Origin of the sequence: Pseudothauera hydrothermalis, from assembly GCF_003345255.1 — a bacterium.
Classification (GTDB): domain Bacteria; phylum Pseudomonadota; class Gammaproteobacteria; order Burkholderiales; family Rhodocyclaceae; genus Pseudothauera; species Pseudothauera hydrothermalis.
The window spans coordinates 2,318,417-2,334,786 of record NZ_CP029331.1 but is presented as its reverse complement, the minus strand read 5'-3'; the positions used below and the strand labels follow the sequence as shown (position 1 = coordinate 2,334,786).

The following is a 16,370-nucleotide window of genomic DNA, read 5'->3' as shown; positions in this document are numbered from 1 at the left end:
ATGGCTGGGCAGCCGACGGCTACCCCAACGACGGCCACCCGAAGCGCCGCGCGCCGTACTCGGCGGTTGGCGCTGCAAGCCCTTGCCGGGCTGTTCCTGTTCTTCCTTGCCGCGCTGCTGTGGTTGCTGGCCACCCAGTCGGGCTTGCGCGCCGCGCTGGGCCTGGCAGCCTGGGCGAGCGGCGGACGGCTGACTGTCAGCGCGCCCGCGGGGCGCTTGATCGGCCCGCTCTCCATCGGCGCGCTCGGTTTGGAAAACGCGCATCTGCGTATCGCCGTGGAGCGGCTCGAGCTCGACTGGCAACCGCGGGAGCTTTTCAATGGCCGCCTGCAGGTCGACCGGCTCGCCATGGCCGCCTTGCGCATCGCCACCGCTCCCGGCGACCCACACGCGGCAAGCTCCGCATCATCGCCGGAGACCTTGAGTCTGCCGCTCGCGGTGGCGCTGCGCGCACTACAGGTCGACCTGCTGGCCATCGAGCCGTGGACCGCGGCGGATGACGAGCGGGCGCCGTTTGCGCTGCGCCAGCTTCGTGCCGCAGCGCACAGCGATGGCCGCCTGCACCGTATCGACCACCTGGAGCTCGCCTTGCCCGAGTCGAAGGTAGGCGTCAAGCGGCTCACCCTGGCCGCCGACGCCCCTTTTGCTCTGGCCGGCGAAGGCGGGCTGGCGGGCGCCATCCAGGGACGTGCCTTCACGGCCCGCTTTACGCTCGCCGGCGACCTCATCGCGCCGCTGCTGCGGCTCGATGCCGAGGGCGAGGGCCTGAGCGGCCACGCCGAGGCGCTGGCAGCGCCCTTCGAGGCGGTGCCGCTGCGCCGCCTGCAGCTGGCCTTGGGCGAGCTGGATCCGGCGGCCTTCGTCGATGGCGCGCCACGGGCGGCTTTGCGGCTGAGCGCTGCGTTGCACGGCGAGTCTTCCGCGGAATCCGCCGGGGCGTGGACCTTGAGCGGGCCGGTGCAGATCGACAACGCCCAACCGGGGCGGATCGACCAAGGGCGCCTGCCCTTCACCCGCATCGCCGGAACGCTCGCCTGGCAGGCGCGGGGGGTGCGGGGCGACGATCTGACGGTAGCGCTGCCGGGCGAGGGGCGGCTAAGCGGTTCCCTGGCCTGGCAGGCCGATGAGGCGCCGGGCGCCGAAGCGGCTGTGGCGCGGCTGCCGGGCCGTGTGCAGGCCGCATTGAAGCTTGCGGCCATCGACCTGGCCTTGCTTAACCGGAACTGGCCGGCGCTGCGGCTCTCCGGGCGCATCGAGGCCGAATCGGCGGGTGCTGTGCAAACCGCGCGGGCCGAACTCAAGGCCGATGGCGCGAGGCTGAACGCGGACCTGCGCCTCGATCGCGCCGAGCCGACCGCGCCCGCCTTCGCGCTGCAGGCGGTATTGCGCGGGCTGCGTTGGCGCCAGTTCTCGACCGATGCGCCGGAAGGCGTGCTGGGCGTGGATCTGAGCGCCCAGGGCAGATGGGCCGCGGCGCCCGAGGCGGCGCTCACCCTGCGCCTAGCCGACAGCCGGTTGGGCGGCAACACTGTGACGGGAGGCGGCCGGCTGGCGCTGGCCGGCGAGCGTGTGCATGACGTAGATCTTCGATTCGAGGTCGGCGGCAACCGCATTCTGCTTGGCGGCGCCTGGGGACAGGCGGGTGATCATTTGCGCCTGGCGCTCGACGCACCACGGCTGGCCGCGTTGGGGTTCGGGCTGGGTGGGCGCGCGGGTGCAACGGCGGAGCTTTCCGGCAGCCTTGCCGAGCCGGTCGGCGCCTTCACGCTGTTTGCCGAGGCGCTGTCGTTGCCGGGCGACATACGTCTGGCGGGGATCAATGGCGAAGGGCGGTTGGAGGCCGGACAGGAGGGAGCGTTCCGGCTGGCGCTGGGCCTGTCCGGCTTGAGTGCTGTCAGCGCGGATAGCGGGCCGTGGGTGGATACCGGGCGGCTTGTGGTGGAAGGCAGCCGTGCCGCGCACCACATCGAACTCTCCGCGCAGGCCGGCATGGACCAGATAGAGGCCGTGTTGCAAGGGGGGGTGGCCGCCGGCGCACGGACTTGGCGCGGGATGTTGGCGCAGCTAGCGACCCGGGGGCGTTTTCCGGCACGGCTGGTCGAGGCGGTCGCGCTGGAGGCTGGGCCGACTCGGGTGGCTCTGGCCCCGGCGCGTATCGACGCCGGTGCGCAAGGCCGCATCCTGCTTGCACACACCGAGTGGTCGCCACAGCGTGCGGTGTTTCGCGGCGCGCTGTCGGGTCTGGCCTTCGGCCTGCACACCCGCGCGGACGGCCGCCCGCAGCGCGGGCCCGGTCCGCTGGTGCTGGGGGCCGAATGGGATGTGCGCCTGGCCGACACCGTGGAGGGCGAACTGCGGGTGTTCCGCGAGGACGGTGATTTGGAGGTGAGCGGCGAGATTCGCACCCGCCTCGGCCTGGAGCATCTGGAGGCCCGGCTGAGCGCGCGCAACAACCGCCTTGCGCTGGCGCTCGATGCGCAGGGCAGCGAACTGGGTACGCTCACCGCTTCGCTGACCGCACGGGCGGAGCGCTCCCCGGAAGGCGGCTGGCGGCTGGCACCAGACGGTGCCCTGCTGGGGGCTGTGCATCTGGCGATGCCGTCGATCGCCTGGATGGGCCGCTTGTTGCAGGAAAACGTCGAAACCGCCGGGCGTCTGGCCGCGGACTTGACTGTCTCGGGCACACCGGCCAGTCCGTTGGCGCGCGGACAGATCAGCGGCAGCGATATCACGCTGGCGCTGATCGACCAGGGTTTATACCTGTCCGGCGGCGAACTGTTGGCTGAGTTCGACCGCGACCGCCTGCGTCTGGCCCGTCTGAATTTTGTGTCGCCCAACCGGGTGCGGCCGCGCGAGACGCGCTTGCCGGTGGATGCGCTCACCGCCACGCCGGGCACGCTCGGCGTGCAGGGCGAGATCGCGCTCGACAGCGGTGTCGGGCGTTTCGATTTCCGTGCCGAGCGCCTGCCGCTGCTGCAGCGCTCTGACCGCTGGCTGATTCTTTCGGGCGCGGGCGAGGCACGTTCGAGCTGGCGCACGCTCGCGCTTGAAGCAGATCTACGCGCCGATGCCGGCTACCTGGAACTGGCCGACACCCCGCCGCCCAGCCTGTCGGACGACGTGGTGGTGCTCGGCCGCGAAGCGCCTGCCGGTGGCGCACTGGGGGTGGATGCCGACATCCGGGTGTCGCTCGGCGAGCAGCTCTATCTGTCGGCGCTCGGCCTCGATACCCGGCTCACCGGCCAACTGCGCCTGCGCCGCAGTGCAGGGCGGCCGCTGTCGGCCACCGGCACCATCGCCACCGCGGGCGGCAGCTACCGCGGCTACGGCCAGCAACTGAGTATTGAGCGCGGGCTGATCAACTTTCAGGGCGCGCTCGACAACCCGGGGCTGAACGTGGTGGCGCTGCGCAAGGGGCTGGCGGTGGAGGCCGGGGTGATGATCGGCGGCAGCGCGCGCCGGCCGCAGGTTCGGCTGGTGTCCGACCCGCCGGTGCCGGACCCGGAGAAGCTGTCGTGGATGGTGCTGGGCCGTGCGCCGGATGCCGGGGCCGGCGCGGATCTCGGCCTGTTGCTGCCGGCTGCGCAAGCACTGCTCGGCGGCCCGGGCGGCGGCATGACCGAGCAACTGTCGCGCAGCCTGGGTTTGGACGAGTTTTCCATCGGCCAGGGCGAGGTCGGCGGCGTGTCGCGTCGCGCCACCAGCCGGGTGGTGGGCAGCGGCACTGCGGTGGAGGGCAGTGGCACGCTCGGCGGGCAAGTGCTGACTGTGGGCAAGCGTTTGTCTGGTGACCTGTATCTGTCTTTCGAGCAAAGTTTGGGCGGGGCCGAACGCTTGGTCAAACTGACCTACCAACTCAGCCGCCGGCTGTCGCTGGTGGCGCGCGGTGGCACCGACAATGCCATCGATGCCTATTACACATTTTCGTTCCGCTAGGGCGGAATGCTTGCCCAGTGGCGCGGTCTCATGAACGCAAGCGATAACAAACCCGACAGAGGAGGACTGGCCATGAACGAGAAACCGACCACGCCAGGCCGCGAGGTTGCCATTCTCGGCGGTGGCTGCTTCTGGTGCCTGGAAGCGGTGTTTCGCGAAGTCGAGGGCGTGCATAAAGTGACGCCGGGCTATGCCGGTGGACATGTCGAAGCGCCCACCTATCGTGAGGTCTGCGAAGGCGGCACCGGCCATGCCGAGGTGGTGCGCATCGAGTACGACCCGGCGGTGATCGGCTTTCGCGACCTGCTGGCGATTTATTTCACCATCCATGACCCGACCACGGTAGACCGGCAGGGCAACGACATTGGCCCGCAGTATCGTTCCATCATTTTGGCCACCTCAGAGGCGCAACGACATGAAGCCTTGGCGGTGATCGAGGAGATGGGCGAAGCGCGCGTCTTTCCTTCGGCGATCGTTACCCGGGTGGAACGTGCTGGGGCATTCTGGCCGGCGGAGCCGGAGCATCATGACTACTTTGCGCGACACGCCGACTTGCCCTACTGCCAATACGTGGTGGCGCCCAAGGTGGCCAAGTTCCGCGAGCGCTTTGGCGCGCGCCGGCGCAAAAACTGAAGCGGGCGGCATCCGGCGCCGGGCTCCGCCCTCCGCGGCTAGGCGGCGCTGGCCACCAGGTCGAGGATGGCTTGGCCGTAAGCGGCGAGCTTGCGGTCGCCAATACCGCCGATGCCCGCCAACTCGGTCAGGCTGCGTGGGCGTGCGAGCGCGATCTCGCGCAAGGTGGTGTCCTGGAAAATCACATAGGCCGGCACGTTGCGCGTTTTGGCGGTCTGTGCGCGCCAGGCGCGCAGGCGGTCGAAAAGCGTGGTAGGGATGCCTGCCGGAATGCCCGCTGCGGCGTTGCGGCGTGCGGCGCGGCGCGGCGGTTTGGGCGCTATGCGCAGTGCGAATCCGGCTTCGCCGCGCAACAGCGGGCGGGCCCGGTCGGTCAAGCGTAGTGCGCCGTGGCGTTCGTGATCCACTTCAAGCAGGCCGCGGGCGATCAACTGTCGGAAGATCGCGCGCCAGGTGTCGTTGTCTAGGTCTGCGCCAATGCCGAAGGTGCTGACCGTCTCATGTCCGCGCTCGCGTACTTTGTCACTGCAGTGGCCGCGCAGTACATCGATCAGATAACCGGCGCCGTACCGTTGGCCGGTGCGATAGACGCAAGACAGCGCCTTGCGCGCGGCCTCGGTGGCGTCCCGGGTCTGCGGCGGGCGCAGGCAATTGTCGCAGTTGCCGCAAGGGCCGCTGACCTCACCAAAATAAGCCAGCAGGTGCTGGCGACGACAACCGGTGCTTTCGGCCAAGCCCACCAGGGCATCAAGACGTGCGCGTGCCAGCCGTTTGAACGCCTCGCCGGCATCGGATTCGTCGATCATGCGGCGTTGCTGCACCACGTCGGCTGCGCCCCAGGCCATCCAGGCGTCGGCCGGCAGGCCGTCGCGTCCGGCGCGCCCGGTTTCCTGATAGTAGCCTTCCACCGAGCGCGGCAGGTCGAGGTGAGCGACAAAGCGCACGTCCGGCTTGTCGATGCCCATGCCGAAGGCGATGGTCGCCACCATGACGATGCCCTCTTCGCGCAGAAAGCGTGCTTGATTGGCTGCGCGCGTTTCATTGGGCATGCCGGCGTGGTAGGGCAGGGCGTCGATGCCGTGCTCGGCCAGCCAGGCGGCGGTCTCTTCGACCTTGCGGCGCGACAGACAATAGACGATGCCGGCATCGCGTGGATGCTCTTCACGGATAAAAGCCAGCAATTGGCGGCGCGGGTCGGTTTTGTCTACCACCCGGTAGCGGATGTTGGGGCGGTCAAAGCTGGATACAAAGCAGCGCGCAGCGGCCAGACGCAGGTTGCGGACGATCTCTTCGCGGGTCTGGCGGTCTGCGGTGGCGGTGAGCGCAATCCGCGGGATGGTCGGATAACGCTCCGGCAGAATGGAAAGTTGCAGGTACTCGGGGCGGAAGTCGTGTCCCCATTGCGAGACGCAGTGCGCCTCGTCGATGGCAAAAAGGGCCAGGCGCCGGGTGTCGCGCAGCTCGTCCAGGATATCCAAAAAGCGCGGGGTGAGCAGACGCTCGGGCGCTACATAAAGTAGGTCCAGGCGGCCGGCAAAGAGCTCGCGCTCCACCGCGCGTGTCTCGTCCAGCGACAAGCTGGAATTCAGGCAGGCCGCGGCCACCCCTGCTTCGGCCAGCGCGCTGACCTGGTCTTGCATCAGCGCGATCAGCGGCGATACCACGATGGCGGTGCCCTCGCGCAGCAGCGCCGGAATCTGATAGCACAGCGACTTGCCGCCACCGGTGGGCATCAGCACCAGCGCATCGCCGCCGGCGGTCACATGCTCCACGATGGCTTGCTGTTCACCGCGAAAGGCGGTGTAGCCGAAAACATGTTCCAGGACATGCAAGGCGGTGCGCGACACAGCATCGGGGGCGTTCATCGGCGCTATTGTACTTGGGCGCAACGGCGCACGCCGAGTGTTGCGCCCCGGTTGTGCAGGCATAATCGACCGGCCCATGCCTTGTATTAGAGGGGAGCAATGAGCCGTACCGAGCGTTTTTACCGCATCGACCAGATGCTTGCCGAGCGGCGCGTGGTGCCGCTCAAAAGCTTTCTTGAAGCATTGGAAATTTCCCGCGCCACCTTCAAGCGCGATCTGGAGTACATGCGCGAGCGGCTCAACGCCCCGATTGTCTGGGATCGGGAAGGAGGCGGCTACCGCTTCGAGACGACAGCCGCCGCCGGGCCGGCGTATGAACTGCCGGGGCTGTGGTTTTCGGCCGGCGAACTTTATGCGCTGCTTGCCGCGCAAAAGCTGCTCGCTGAAGTCGAACCGGGGATTTTGTCCGCCCATATCGCCCCCTTGCAATCGCGGCTGGCGGCGATGCTCGAAGCGGCAGGTCAGCCGGCGCAGGAAGTCGCCCGGCGCGTGCGCATCCTCTGCGTCGCGCGCCGACCGGTGGAGCCGAAGGGGTTTTCCGACATTGCGTTGGCGCTCTTGCAGCGCCAGAGGATCGAGATCGATGCCTGGAACCGCGCGCGTGACGAGGTCAACACCCGTGTCGTTTCCCCGCAGCGCCTCACACACTACCGCGACAACTGGTATCTCGATGCCTGGTGCCACTGGCGCAAGGACTTGCGCAGCTTCGCGCTGGACACCATCCGACGTGTGAAGGTGCTGCCCCAGAAGGCACGCGAAATCGCCGACAAGACCCTGGATGCCCACTACGCCAGCGCCTACGGCATCTTCGCCGGCCGCCCCAAGGGCCGCGCGGTGCTGCGCTTCTCCCCCGAACGGGCGCGCTGGGTGCGCGCCGAAACCTGGCATCCCGAGCAGAGCGCGGAAGACCTGCCCGATGGAGGGCTACGGCTGACCCTCCCCTACGCCGACGAGCGCGAACTCTTGATGGACATCCTGCGTCACGGCCGGCATGTGGTGGTCGAAGCGCCGGCGAGCCTGAAGAAAAGGGTGGCGGAAGAGATCGCGGCGATGGCGGAACATTACGGGGCGGTCTGAACCACCACCTCCACCCGTTCCCAGGGGTCGGCCTCGGCATCGATTCTCCGGATACGGGCGGTAAGCTTTTCTCCGGCATCCAAGGCCAGTGCGATCTCGGCGTTACGCGGCCGTGGCAGGTAGCCCAGCTTGTGGCCTTGCCAGTCGAGGCGCACCGCCAGCCGGTCGTGGGGGTTGTCCGGCTCGCGCACGAGCGAGAGCGCATCGCCCACGCGCAAACCCTCCTCCACCGCCGCGCCGTCGTGGTATTGGTAGCCGGCGATGAAGTCGCACAAAAGCACCTCCGGACAGGGGGGCGTGAGTTCGAGCCATTCGAGCACCGCCTCGAGCTGGCTGCGGGTCTTGGCATCGAGCCAGGCGGCGGCCTGTTGCCGCGCCTGCCGCCATTCGAGTTCGGCCACTTCCAGCCGCCCGCGCGCTTCCAGCGCCGCCCAGCGCTGCGCGCGCCGCTCCGGGGCGTTGATGCGCGCCTCGATCTCGCGCGCAAGAGTCTCTATGCGCGGCGAGACCTCGCCATTGAACGGCCCGCGTAATTGCACCAAGCGATACACCGTGTCGTCCGTGTCGGGTTTGACGTGCGGGTGGTACTGCGCGGTCGCCCGCTCGCCAAAGGCGGCAAGCGAGAAGATACGCTCGCCCGCCACACACTGCGCCCAGTAGCCGCCCACGCAGTGACGCATGGCCTCGCCTTCCTCGGCAAGCGCCTGCGGCGTGAGGAGTTCGCGCGCCAGGCAGCCGTCGCCTTCGAACGCGCCCAGGACGGCGGGCAGTGCAAAGCCGGGTGGAACGAGGCTCGGGGCGATATGCGGGCGCAGCCGGTGCCAGCGCTCGGAGGCGGCCAGCAGGCCCAACAGGCCATGGCGGGCCAGCCAGGCTTGCGCGAGCCGTTCGATGCGCGGGCCGCGGCGGCGCTTCATGCGCACGGCCAGATGATCCCGCACCGCCGTGAGGAAGTCGTCGCAGTCGGCCAGCGCCGGGTGCAGGTTGCCGAAGCGCCGCGCGGCCTTCTCCCAGGTGGCGCGCCAGCCGAGGCGAAACGCGCCGCGATGCACCGAGGCAGGCAGGGGCAACGGGTCGCCATCTTCATCCTCGCCGATCAAGGCGAAGTAATTGGGCAGATAGACCCGCCAACGCTCGAATTCGGCCAGCGTCGGACGCAGGTTGGCCGGCAGCGCATCGAGCATGGCCAGTCAGCCGCGCCGCAAGGCGTGGCTGGGCGCGTGCCAATATTCGGCGTTGACGGGCGCGCGCGTAAGCCCCCGCGAGATGCCGTAATGGGCGGCCAGCGCACCCGTGAGATCGCGTCCCGCATCGATGGCCGCTTCCACCGCTTCATCCACCTCGCGCCAGGCGTGACGCTTGCCGTCGACCACATTCGGATGGCGGTGAGCGGTAAGCAGAACCGGCGCCACCAGCGCCGGAAAGCGGTGCAAAGCCTGCATCCGCCGTTTCCGCAGTTCCGGCGGCAGGGCCACCAGCCGGTTGTAATTGCGCACGGAGGCAAAAAATGAGCGCGGCAGCGGATGCGGCGCCTCGCCATCGCGGCGGGTGATGGCCGGCGGCACGGGTTCGCGCTCGAGCCGCATCAAAAGTGCCAGCACCTCGTGATCGAGCACGGCGACGAACTGCCGGAAATCCGGCTGCAATACGAAGCCTGCGTGTTGCGCGGATAGCGGCGGCACCACCGGCGCGGCATAAAGCACCTGCACGATGCCGACCCCGGGCAGGTTTTCATAGAGCCACTGCATCCCCCGCACATCGGGCGGCAACGCCTCGGCCAAGGGCGCGAGCACGCGATCGTCGCCCATCGCCACCTGCGGCAGGCGCACCGCCAGCACCCGGCCGTCGGCGAGCGTAAGCCACAGCCTTGGCGCCTCGTCGTGCAGCTTGAGCGCGGCAGGCGACACCCACAGCCGGGCGCGCACGGGCGTGGCCTCCCCCGCGAACGTCGGCGCTGGCGGGGCGGCAGGCAAGCAGGTATGTCGTAGTGTCAAATCTTCCATGCCGCCATGCTGATGCAGCAGGTGGCTCAAAGACTGCGCCCGGACACGGTTACAATGACGCGCGATTTCAGTCGAACGCCCCCCCTCGATACCCCATTCCCCCATGACCGCCGTGAGCGCCATCTCCGCCTTCATCACCCGCTGGCAGGCCGCCAGTGGCTCCGAGCGCGCCAACTACCAGCTCTTTCTCACCGAACTCACCGAAGCGCTGGAGCTGCCGCGCCCGGAACCCGCGAGCGACGACACGCGTGATAACGCCTACGTCTTCGAGCGGCGGGTGGACATCGCCCATGCGGACGGCAGCGTCACGCGCGGCTTCATCGACCTCTACCGGCGCGGCGCGTTCGTGCTGGAAGCCAAGCAAACCGGGCTGGAATTGGACTCGGGCGGCTGGGACCGCGCCATGCTGCGCGCCCACGCCCAGGCCGAGAGCTACGCCCGGGCCCTTCCCCCCGAGGAGGGCCGCCCGCCCTTCCTCGTCGTGGTGGATGTGGGCCGCTCGCTGGAGCTGTACGCCGACTTTTCCCGCACCGGGGCCACCTACGTTCCTTATCCCGACCCGGCGCACCACCGCGTGCGGCTCGCCGATCTGGCCGACCCCGCGATTCAGGCGCGGCTCAAGCTCCTCTGGCTCGACCCGCTCCAGCTCGACCCCACCCGCGAGTCCGCTCGTGTCACCCGGGCGATTGCCGACCGGCTGGCGCGCCTGGCCAAATCCCTGGAGGCCGCCGGGCACGATCCGCAGCGCGTCGCGCACTTTTTGATGCGCGCGCTCTTTTCCATGTTCGCCGAAGACGTGGGCCTCTTGCCGCAACAAGACGGCGTGGGCGCCTTCACCGGGCTCTTGCAGAGCGTGCGCGACAAGCCCGAGGCGTTTGTCCCGGCACTCACCCTTTTCTGGCAGGCAATGAACCAGGGCGGGTTCGATGCGCGGTTGCTCGCGCCCATTCGCCGCTTCAACGGCGGGCTGTTTGCCGACCCGGACGTGATCCCGCTCACCCGCGCGGAAATCGATGAACTGCTGGATGCCGCCCGCGCCGACTGGCGGCAGGTGGAACCGGCGATCTTCGGCACGCTTTTGGAGCGCGCGCTCGACCCCCGCGAGCGGCATCGGCTTGGCGCCCACTACACCCCGCGCGCCTATGTGGAGCGGCTGGTGCAGCCGACGCTCATCGACCCCTTGCGCGCCGAGTGGCAGACCGTGCAGGTGGCGGCGAGCCACTACTTCGCGCAGGGCAAGCCCGACAAGGCGCGCGAGGAAGTGGCGGCCTTTCACCAGCGGCTCTGCCACGTGCGCGTGCTCGACCCCGCCTGCGGCAGCGGCAACTTCCTGTATGTGGCGCTGGAACTGATGAAGCGGCTGGAGGGCGAGGTGTTGAACCTTTTGGCGGATCTCGGCGACACCCAGGGGCGGCTCGCGATGGCGGGCAGCACCGTCGACCCGCACCAGTTCCTGGGGGTGGAGGTGAACCCCCGAGCGGCAGCCATTGCCGAACTGGTGCTGTGGATCGGTTATCTGCAATGGCACCACCGCATTCACAAGGGGCTGGAGGACCTCCCTGACCCGGTACTCAGGGACTTTCACAACATCGAGCACCGCGACGCGCTCATCGCTTTCGAGCGCGTGGACTTCGAGACCGACGAAACCGGCCGCCCGCGCACCCGCTGGGATGGCGTGACCACCAAACCCCACCCCGTCACTGGCGAGCCGGTGCCCGATGAAACCGCGCAAGTGCCGATCGAGCGCTACCACGGCGTGCGCCCGGCCGAGTGGCCCGAGGCCGAGTTTATCGTTGGCAATCCGCCGTTCATTGGCGACAAGGCCCTACGTCGGGCCTTGGGGGACGGCTACGTCGATGCAGTGCGCGCCGCCTATCCGGAGGTGCCAGAGAGCGCCGATTTCGTCATGTACTGGTGGCACAAGGCCGCCGAGCGGGTACGCGCCGGCCAGGCGCGCCGCTTTGGCTTCATCACCACCAACAGCGTGCGGCAAACCTTCAACCGCCGGGTATTGGAAGCCCATTTGCAGGCGCCGCAAACGCCGTTGAAACTGGCTTTTGCCATCCCCGACCACCCCTGGGTCGACGCCGCCGACGGGGCCGCCGTGCGCATCGCGATGACGGTGGGGGCAGCGGATGTCGCGGAAGGGGAACTCCTCACCGTCACCGCAGAGCGGGAGGGCGAAGAGGACGCCCGCACCGTCGAACTGGCCCGCCGGGTCGGCGTGATTCATGCGGACCTCACGATCGGCGCGAACGTGGCCGGGGCGGTGGCGTTGCGGGCGAATGGCGGCATCAGCTCCAACGGCGTCATGCTCGCGGGCAGCGGCTTCATCGTCACCCCCGAAGAAGCCGAAACGCTGGGGCTGGGGCGGGTGCCGGGGCTGGAGCGGCACATCCGCGCCTACCGCAACGGGCGCGACCTGACCGACCGGCCGCGCGGGGTGAGGGTGATCGATCTCTATGGCCTGGCAGCGGACGAGGTGCGCGCCCGTTACCCGGCGGTGTTCCAGTGGGTGTACGAGCGCGTCAAACCGGAACGCGACCACAACAACCGGCCCAAGCTCAAGCGTGACTGGTGGCTTTTCGCCGAACCGCGCAAGAACTGGCGCGCGATGTCGGCGGGACTGTCGCGCTACATCGCCACCGTCGAGACCGCCAAGCACCGCAGCTTCCAGTTCCTCGACGGGAGCATCCTTCCCGACCACATGCTGATTGCTATCGCCCTCGACGCACCCTTCGCGCTGGGCGTGCTGTCCTCCCGTTTGCATGTGGCGTGGGCGTTGGCGGCGGGTGGACGACTGGGCGTCGGCAACGACCCCCGCTACAACAAAACCCGCTGCTTCGAGACCTTCCCCTTCCCCGATGCCGACACGGGGCTCACCGCCGCGCTGCGGGCGCGCATCGGGGAACTTGCCGAGGCCATCGACGCGCACCGCAAGCGCGTGCTCGCCGAACACGAAGCGCTGACGCTGACCGGCCTTTACAACGTGCTGGAGAAACTCCGCGCCGCCGAGCCCCTCGCCGCCAAGGAGCGCGCCATTCATGAAAAGGGCCTCGTGTCGGTGCTCAAAACGCTGCACGACGAGTTGGACACCGCGGTCTTTGCCGCGTATGGCTGGAGTGAGCTTGCCGCCGCGCTGGTAGGCCGCCCCGGCGCCACCACGCCGCTCAAGGTGAAAGCGCCTGAGCAATCGCAAGCCGAAGAGGAACTGCTCACCCGAATCGTCGCCTTGAATGCGCGCAGAAGCGCCGAGGAGGCGCAAGGAATCGTCCGCTGGCTGCGCCCGGCCCACCAGAACCCGGCGGGTGCCACCGGCGTGCAGGCTGCGGTCGCGCTGGAGGTGGAGACCGACACCACGCCCGCCGCGACCGCCCCGCTTGCTTGGCCCAAGACCCTGCGCGAGCAAATCGCCGCCGTGCGCGCGTTACTCACCGCGATGCCGCAGCCGGTCGAGCGGCTCGCCGCGCGCTTTGTGAAGCGCCCCGCCAAGTCGGTGGCGGCGGTGCTCTCGGCACTTGCCGACCTGGGGCTGGCGGTGGAAACCGAAGCTGGCTGGCGGGCGGGGTAGGATGAGGAGTCCCGAGTTTTTCCTCTCCACGGTAGCCCCATCCACGAGGCCGCACTCCACAACGTCGTGACGCAGGGGGAATCGATGAGTCACCAAGGCCATATCGTCATCTATGAAGGCGGCGAGGCGCGCGTCGAAGTGCGCCTGGAGCGCGACAGCGTCTGGCTCACGCAGGAACAGATGGCCTTGCTGTTTGGGCGGGAGCGTTCGGTCATAACGAAACACATCCGCAACGTCTTTGCCGAAGGGGAACTCGAGCGCGAGGCAGTATGTGCAAAATTTGCACATACTGCCGCCGATGGCAAAACCTACCAGGTCGAAAGTTACAACCTGGACGTTATCATCTCCGTCGGCTATCGGGTCAAGTCACTGCAGGGAACCCGCTTCCGCCAATGGGCCACGCGCGTGCTGCGCGAGCATTTGACGCGCGGTTACTCCCTCGACCGCCAGCGCTTCGAGCGCAACGCGGCCGAGTTGGAAGCCGCCCTGCAACTCATCCGCAAGGCCGCCGCGAGTGACGCGCTCACCGCCGACCAGGGGCGCGGGCTGGTGGACGTGGTCGCCCGCTACACGCAAGCCTTCCTGTGGCTGCAGCGCTATGACGAAGGGTTGCTCACCGCGCCTGCCGGCAGTCCGGGCGGCGTGTTGCCCACCCTGGAAGAGGCGCGGGCAGCGATCGCCCGCCTCAAGGCCGATTTGATGGCGCGCGGCGAGGCGTCCGACCTCTTCGGGCGCGAGCGGGGGGAGGCGTTTGCCGCCATTCTCGGCAACCTGGAGCAAACCGTTTTTGGCGAACCCGCCTACCCGACCCTGGAGACCAAGGCCGCGCACCTGCTCTACTTCGTCATCAAAAACCACCCGTTCAGCGACGGCAACAAGCGCTGCGGGGCGCTGCTGTTCGTGGATTTTCTGGCACGCAACGGGCGGCTGCTGCGCGACGGCGCGCCGGTCATCAACGACGTGGGGCTGGCCGCGCTGGCGCTACTGGTGGCGGAGTCCGACGCCAAGAACAAAGACGTCATGATCCGCCTGATCGAAAACATGCTGGCCGAACCCGGGGCACAGCAAGAAGCCCAAGCAGGCTGGCGGGCGGGGTAGTGCAGGAAGCACGGGGCGTCTTTTGACAAATTTTGCCAAAGGGGGCATAGTGCATGACATGAGCACGATGAACATCTCCCTGCCCGACGCGCTCAAAGCCTTTGTTGACGAACAGGTCAGAGCGCGCGGCTATGGCTCCAGCAGCGAATATCTGCGCGAGCTGATCCGCAAGGAACGTGATCGCCAGCAGCTGCGCCAGCTTCTGCTGGCCGGTGCCAGCTCGCCGCCGGCAGACCCGGCCGACGACGCCTATTTCGCCCGCCTGCGACAGCGCGTCAAACAGGCAGCAGGTACTCGCCCGGCGTGAAGCCCATCGTCCCGCGCGAACAGGCGCTGCGCGACATCGATGACGCCATCGCGTATTGCCTGCGCGAAGGCGGGGAGGCGCCGGCGCCGAATTTCATCGACGCCCTCGAACGTGCCTATGCGCATATCCGCGCGCATCCGGCCACCGGCTCACCCCGCTACGCGCATGAACTCGACTTGCCGGGCGTGCGCGCGTGGCTGTTGGATCGATACCTCTACGCGGTGTTTTATGTGGAGCGGCCCGATCACATCGATGTCTGGCGCGTGCTGCACACGCGGCACGACATTCCGGCCTGGTTGCTGGAGCAGCCGGGGGAATGATCGGCCGGTGCTCCGTTAACGAAGGTGCCGGCATGCCCCTCATCCGGCGCATGACACTCATGCCCTCTCTGGGCCAAGCGCACGCTGCGTGGCCCATCGCGTTATGGTGGGAAAGAGGCTCAACCACTGAGCCTGAAGCCGCGGACAATTTCGGTGTTTCCTCGTGAGAGGCACTGGCTGTGGAGAATACCCATCCTATTGGTTCACCAGAAACGGGCTTGCTCGGTCCATACGAATTTCCCTTTCGTTGGACCTTCCAACGCAACCGCGGCAGACGCGGCACACGCCGCCGCGCCCATCAGCTGATGCCCGAACAGCATGGCGTACCGCTCTTCGTCGAAGCGGGGCCAGTGCCGGTCAAGCATTTGCGTCACCTCATGCACCGCCTGGCGGTCCGTGTGGCCGGGCATCTGGAATTGGATATCGGCCCGAGACTGTTCGAAATCTTCCCCTGCTTTGGCAGCGAAGCCTGGATTGACTTTCTTGACCCGAACGCCGGAAAGCTTCGCCCTGGCAGCCAAATGCTGGTTGCCGCGTTGCGTGACGGGTTCATGGCGCGCTGGCGCGAGGCGCAAAAAACTGCCATCGCCAGCGGTCACTATTTTCCTCCGCCGCGCCTGTTGCGGGCGCGCGTCGCCCCAAACGGCGGCGTGCGCATCGAAGCGGGTTTCGCGCCTGGGTTTCTGCCGTTTGACCGCATCTTGACCGGCTGGCTGCCGCCGGGCAGAACGCGCTTGAGCGATCTCTTCTTGCTCGATGCGGGCGAACCTTTCCCGATCGGGCTTACCCGCAAGGCGTTTATCCAGCGCTGTGCCAAGCGGTTCGTACAGCCCGGCGAGCGGCTATTGCGCGTGGGCACGGTGTGGGACGGCGATTGGGATGTCGCTGCCATCAAGCGCTTGCGTGAAGGCGATGCGCTCACCGCGGCAGAGGGTGATCATGACTACAGCATGTTGCTGCACAGGAATGGGCAACCGATCGGCACCTTGAGTCTGCCTGGGATGGCCGATTTGCGTATACGCCTGTTGCGACAGCAAGGGCTGGTCGTGCGGGCGATCCGGCTCGGGTTTCTGCTGCGGTCCGATCGCGGGCGGATCGTGGTGGCCATTTACGAACGGAACGGGTAAGGAGGGACTTTCCACCATGCCATCGCTGCTGACTTCCCTCTTTGCATCGGCGCTCGCCGCAGTGCCCGTCGCGCTGATGTGGGATACGGCAACCGCTGTACTCGTCGCGTCCGTGATGGCGGTTGTGCTCTGGCCGCTGATGGCGATGGCGTGCGGTTTGCTCGATCGTTTGATCGACATGCTGGGCCACGCCTTGTCAATGGGTTTGATCGGGCGCATCCGTTCAAACCAGCGCCAAGGCGAGGAGGAGCAGTAGCGCGCACCAGCCCAGCACAGTATCGAGCGAAGCCCAACCGCGCTGCCCGGTGATGAGAACGATCACCATCGGCGGCAAAAAGAGGAACGCCACAAAAAGCCACTGTGCCCACTCGTGTGCCGAGACAAAGGCAAAGAGAGCTTCGAACATGCCGGGTTCCGCTGGCGAAGCGCTCAT

At 67.8% G+C, this 16,370-nt stretch carries 14 protein-coding genes; 9 read left to right on the top strand and 5 right to left on the bottom strand.

Going from position 1 to position 16,370, the window contains the following annotated elements; translation table 11 throughout:
- Both DIE29_RS11175 and msrA read left to right on the top strand, forming a co-directional pair.
- Entirely contained in the window at positions 1–3,936 is a 3,936-nt protein-coding gene (locus DIE29_RS11175; RefSeq protein WP_114649922.1) for a translocation/assembly module TamB domain-containing protein, read from the top strand.
- Between the two features lie 72 nt (positions 3,937–4,008).
- Positions 4,009–4,569 carry a peptide-methionine (S)-S-oxide reductase MsrA gene (gene msrA, locus DIE29_RS11170; RefSeq protein WP_102043260.1) on the top strand — a complete coding sequence of 187 codons (561 nt, stop codon included), beginning with the start codon at positions 4,009–4,011 and terminating at the stop codon, positions 4,567–4,569.
- A gap of 38 nt (positions 4,570–4,607) precedes the next feature.
- Here msrA and recQ read toward each other — a convergent pair whose 3' ends face one another.
- On the bottom strand, positions 4,608–6,434 hold the full coding sequence (gene recQ / locus DIE29_RS11165; protein ID WP_114649921.1) for a DNA helicase RecQ: 1,827 nt from the start codon (positions 6,432–6,434) through the stop codon (positions 4,608–4,610).
- A 99-nt stretch (positions 6,435–6,533) separates the two neighbouring features.
- On the opposite strand from recQ, the gene DIE29_RS11160 reads away from it, so the two are divergent.
- Positions 6,534–7,511 (top strand): helix-turn-helix transcriptional regulator, encoded by a 978-nt coding sequence (locus DIE29_RS11160; protein ID WP_114649920.1) that lies wholly within the window; start codon positions 6,534–6,536, stop codon positions 7,509–7,511.
- On the opposite strand, the gene DIE29_RS11155 is transcribed toward DIE29_RS11160, so the two are convergent.
- Positions 7,496–8,695, bottom strand: coding sequence for an HIRAN domain-containing protein (locus tag DIE29_RS11155; protein ID WP_114649919.1), 1,200 nt, complete (start codon positions 8,693–8,695; stop codon positions 7,496–7,498). The two genes, DIE29_RS11160 and DIE29_RS11155, sit on opposite strands and share 16 nt — an antisense overlap.
- 6 nt (positions 8,696–8,701) lie before the next feature.
- Positions 8,702–9,436: a hypothetical protein gene (locus tag DIE29_RS11150; protein WP_162860624.1), complete on the bottom strand. Its 735-nt coding sequence runs from the start codon at positions 9,434–9,436 to the stop codon at positions 8,702–8,704.
- A 181-nt stretch (positions 9,437–9,617) separates the two neighbouring features.
- On the opposite strand from DIE29_RS11150, the gene DIE29_RS11145 reads away from it, so the two are divergent.
- The 4 genes from DIE29_RS11145 to DIE29_RS11130 all read left to right on the top strand — a co-directional run bounded on the left by DIE29_RS11145 (position 9,618) and on the right by DIE29_RS11130 (position 14,810).
- The gene (locus DIE29_RS11145; protein WP_205409729.1) at positions 9,618–13,085 is read left to right on the top strand and encodes a class I SAM-dependent DNA methyltransferase; all 3,468 of its coding nucleotides are present in this window, start codon (positions 9,618–9,620) and stop codon (positions 13,083–13,085) included.
- An 84-nt stretch (positions 13,086–13,169) separates the two neighbouring features.
- Complete coding sequence (rhuM, locus tag DIE29_RS11140) at positions 13,170–14,183, top strand: virulence protein RhuM/Fic/DOC family protein (protein WP_114649916.1); 1,014 nt, start codon at positions 13,170–13,172, stop codon at positions 14,181–14,183.
- Between the two features lie 58 nt (positions 14,184–14,241).
- Positions 14,242–14,490 carry a type II toxin-antitoxin system ParD family antitoxin gene (locus DIE29_RS11135; RefSeq protein WP_114649915.1) on the top strand — a complete coding sequence of 83 codons (249 nt, stop codon included), beginning with the start codon at positions 14,242–14,244 and terminating at the stop codon, positions 14,488–14,490.
- Positions 14,487–14,810 carry a type II toxin-antitoxin system RelE/ParE family toxin gene (locus DIE29_RS11130; RefSeq protein ID WP_114649914.1) on the top strand — a complete coding sequence of 108 codons (324 nt, stop codon included), beginning with the start codon at positions 14,487–14,489 and terminating at the stop codon, positions 14,808–14,810. The genes DIE29_RS11135 and DIE29_RS11130 overlap by 4 nt, the downstream gene beginning before the upstream one ends.
- A gap of 203 nt (positions 14,811–15,013) precedes the next feature.
- Here the strand turns inward: DIE29_RS11130 and DIE29_RS14620 are convergent, their stop codons facing one another.
- On the bottom strand, positions 15,014–15,409 hold the full coding sequence (locus tag DIE29_RS14620) for a hypothetical protein (RefSeq protein ID WP_162860623.1): 396 nt from the start codon (positions 15,407–15,409) through the stop codon (positions 15,014–15,016).
- Positions 15,410–15,460: 51 nt separating this feature from the next.
- On the opposite strand from DIE29_RS14620, the gene DIE29_RS14615 reads away from it, so the two are divergent.
- Together DIE29_RS14615 and DIE29_RS11120 are read left to right on the top strand one after the other, a co-directional pair.
- On the top strand, positions 15,461–15,937 hold the full coding sequence (locus DIE29_RS14615; protein WP_162860622.1) for a hypothetical protein: 477 nt from the start codon (positions 15,461–15,463) through the stop codon (positions 15,935–15,937).
- 16 nt (positions 15,938–15,953) lie between these two features.
- A complete protein-coding gene (locus DIE29_RS11120) occupies positions 15,954–16,193 on the top strand; it encodes a hypothetical protein (protein WP_114649912.1) in 240 nt (79 codons plus the stop codon).
- Here DIE29_RS11120 and DIE29_RS11115 read toward each other — a convergent pair.
- Entirely contained in the window at positions 16,161–16,370 is a 210-nt protein-coding gene (locus tag DIE29_RS11115; protein ID WP_162860621.1) for a hypothetical protein, read from the bottom strand. The genes DIE29_RS11120 and DIE29_RS11115 overlap by 33 nt on opposite strands.

Excerpts from the sequence above, each read along its gene's own strand:
- DIE29_RS11175 (WP_114649922.1), top strand. The coding sequence starts at position 1 with ATGGCTGGGCAGCCGACGGCTACCCCAACGACGGCCACCCGAAGCGCC.
- msrA (WP_102043260.1), top strand. The coding sequence starts at position 4,009 with ATGAACGAGAAACCGACCACGCCAGGCCGCGAGGTTGCCATTCTCGGC.
- recQ (WP_114649921.1), bottom strand. The coding sequence starts at position 6,434 with ATGAACGCCCCCGATGCTGTGTCGCGCACCGCCTTGCATGTCCTGGAA.
- DIE29_RS11160 (WP_114649920.1), top strand. The coding sequence starts at position 6,534 with ATGAGCCGTACCGAGCGTTTTTACCGCATCGACCAGATGCTTGCCGAG.
- DIE29_RS11155 (WP_114649919.1), bottom strand. The coding sequence starts at position 8,695 with ATGCTCGATGCGCTGCCGGCCAACCTGCGTCCGACGCTGGCCGAATTC.
- DIE29_RS11145 (WP_205409729.1), top strand. The coding sequence starts at position 9,618 with ATGACCGCCGTGAGCGCCATCTCCGCCTTCATCACCCGCTGGCAGGCC.
- rhuM (WP_114649916.1), top strand. The coding sequence starts at position 13,170 with ATGAGTCACCAAGGCCATATCGTCATCTATGAAGGCGGCGAGGCGCGC.
- DIE29_RS11135 (WP_114649915.1), top strand. The coding sequence starts at position 14,242 with ATGAGCACGATGAACATCTCCCTGCCCGACGCGCTCAAAGCCTTTGTT.
- DIE29_RS11120 (WP_114649912.1), top strand. The coding sequence starts at position 15,954 with ATGCCATCGCTGCTGACTTCCCTCTTTGCATCGGCGCTCGCCGCAGTG.
- DIE29_RS11115 (WP_162860621.1), bottom strand. The coding sequence starts at position 16,370 with ATGAGCGCTTCGCCAGCGGAACCCGGCATGTTCGAAGCTCTCTTTGCC.